General features: G+C 47.9%; 2 tRNA genes and 2 rRNA genes. All 4 read right to left on the bottom strand.

What is annotated here, in order from left to right:
* Window positions 1-641 (bottom strand): 23S ribosomal RNA (locus G6042_RS00880); the annotation flags it as partial.
* A 103-nt stretch (window positions 642-744) separates the two neighbouring features.
* Window positions 745-818 (bottom strand) — tRNA-Ala (locus tag G6042_RS00875).
* A 102-nt stretch (window positions 819-920) separates the two neighbouring features.
* Window positions 921-994 (bottom strand) — tRNA-Ile (locus G6042_RS00870).
* An 83-nt stretch (window positions 995-1,077) separates the two neighbouring features.
* Window positions 1,078-2,593 (bottom strand): 16S ribosomal RNA (locus G6042_RS00865).
* Between the last annotated feature and the right edge of the window lie 30 nt (window positions 2,594-2,623).

Here is a 2,623-nt window from a genome sequence, read left to right as displayed (position 1 = left end):
CTTAAACACTTATCCTTGCCAGCAACGGTAACTCGTAGGCTCATTATGCAAAAGGCACGCCGTCACCCCACGAAAGGGCTCCGACCGCTTGTAAGCGTATGGTTTCAGGATCTATTTCACTCCGTTATTCACGGTTCTTTTCACCTTTCCCTCACGGTACTGGTTCACTATCGGTCTCTCAGGAGTATTTAGCCTTAGCGGATGGTCCCGCCAAATTCAGACAGGGTTTCACGTGCCCCGCCCTACTCAGGATACCACTATCCTTATCTTCTCTTACTTATACCGGGCTATCACCGTCTATGGCCTACCTTTCCAGGTAGTTCTAATTCAATCCGCAAGAAATGTCGTGGTCCTACAACCCCAGTATTGCCGTAACAACACTGGTTTGGGCTAATCCGCGTTCGCTCGCCACTACTTACGGAATCACTTTTGTTTTCTTCTCCTCCGCCTACTTAGATGTTTCAGTTCAGCGGGTTTGCCCATCTATCGATGTACTATGTCTTCAACATAGTGGGTTGCCCCATTCGGAAATCTTCGGATTAATCTGTATGTGCCAGTCCCCGAAGCTTATCGCAGCTTATCACGTCCTTCTTCGCCTCTGAGAGCCTAGGCATCCCCCATACGCCCTTATTTTGCTTATTGTACTTTTGTCATGTACATAAATGTACACAACGTGTTCTTTCTACTTTGTTATTATTTTCTTATCTCAATATGTCAATGAACTTTTTTCGCTAAAGCGAATTGTGGAGAATATCGGAGTCGAACCGATGACCTCCTGCGTGCAAGGCAGGCGCTCTAGCCAGCTGAGCTAATCCCCCTTATTCAGTTGGCAGTGTTCAGTATTCAGTTTTCAGTAACTTAACTTTACATCCAAATGAGTTAGTGAATTGTCAACTCTAGAATTTCCAAGCGTAAAATAGTAGTCCCGGGCAGACTCGAACTGCCGACCCCTACATTATCAGTGTAGTACTCTAACCAGCTGAGCTACGAGACTCTGTATTTTGCTTTTTTTTATTTTGAACCAACAGCGAGAGTAATTAAATCTTTAATTCTAAACCGACTTTTTATAGTCTCTAGAAAGGAGGTGTTCCAGCCGCACCTTCCGGTACGGCTACCTTGTTACGACTTAGCCCCAGTTACTAGTTTTACCCTAGGCAGCTCCTTACGGTCACCGACTTCAGGTACCCCCAGCTTCCATGGCTTGACGGGCGGTGTGTACAAGGCCCGGGAACGTATTCACCGGATCATGGCTGATATCCGATTACTAGCGATTCCAGCTTCACGGAGTCGAGTTGCAGACTCCGATCCGAACTGAGAACGGTTTTGTAGATTCGCTCCTGGTCACCCAGTGGCTGCTCTCTGTACCGTCCATTGTAGCACGTGTGTAGCCCAAGGCGTAAGGGCCGTGATGATTTGACGTCATCCCCACCTTCCTCACAGTTTACACTGGCAGTCTTGCTAGAGTTCCCGACACTACTCGCTGGCAACTAACAACAGGGGTTGCGCTCGTTATAGGACTTAACCTGACACCTCACGGCACGAGCTGACGACAACCATGCAGCACCTTGAAAAACGTCCGAAGAAAAATCTGTTTCCAAATCTGTCGTTCCCCATTTAAGCCTTGGTAAGGTTCCTCGCGTATCATCGAATTAAACCACATGCTCCACCGCTTGTGCGGGCCCCCGTCAATTCCTTTGAGTTTCATTCTTGCGAACGTACTCCCCAGGTGGGATACTTATCACTTTCGCTTAGCCACTGAAATTGCTCCCAACAGCTAGTATCCATCGTTTACGGCGTGGACTACCAGGGTATCTAATCCTGTTCGCTCCCCACGCTTTCGTCCATCAGCGTCAATCCACAAGTAGTAACCTGCCTTCGCAATTGGTATTCCATGTAATATCTAAGCATTTCACCGCTACACTACATATTCTAGTTACTTCCTTGTAATTCAAGTCTAACAGTATCAATGGCCGTTCCATCGTTGAGCGATGGGCTTTCACCACTGACTTATTAAACCGCCTACGGACCCTTTAAACCCAATGATTCCGGATAACGCTTGGATCCTCCGTATTACCGCGGCTGCTGGCACGGAGTTAGCCGATCCTTATTCTTACGGTACCGTCAAGCTCCCTCACGAGGGAGTGTTTCTTCCCGTACAAAAGCAGTTTACACACCATAGATGCGTCTTCCTGCACGCGGCATGGCTGGATCAGGCTTGCGCCCATTGTCCAATATTCCTCACTGCTGCCTCCCGTAGGAGTCTGGTCCGTGTCTCAGTACCAGTGTGGGGGATCTCCCTCTCAGGACCCCTACCTATCGTAGCCTTGGTATGCCGTTACCACACCAACTAGCTAATAGGACGCATGCTCATCTTGTACCGTTGGAACTTTAATTATTAAATGATGCCATTCAATAATACTATGAGGTATTAATCCAAATTTCTCTGGGCTATCCCTCTGTACAAGGCAGATTGCATACGCGTTACGCACCCGTGCGCCGGTCTCAAGGAAGCAAGCTTCCTCTACCCCTCGACTTGCATGTGTTAGGCCTGCCGCTAGCGTTCATCCTGAGCCAGGATCAAACTCTTCATCGTATATTTTTTGTATTTTTAGACAAAGTCTAG

Source organism: Flavobacterium solisilvae (assembly GCF_012911605.1).
GTDB lineage: Bacteria > Bacteroidota > Bacteroidia > Flavobacteriales > Flavobacteriaceae > Flavobacterium > Flavobacterium solisilvae.
Note: the sequence above shows the minus strand (reverse complement) of the source record. Positions and strands in the feature narration are given on the sequence as shown.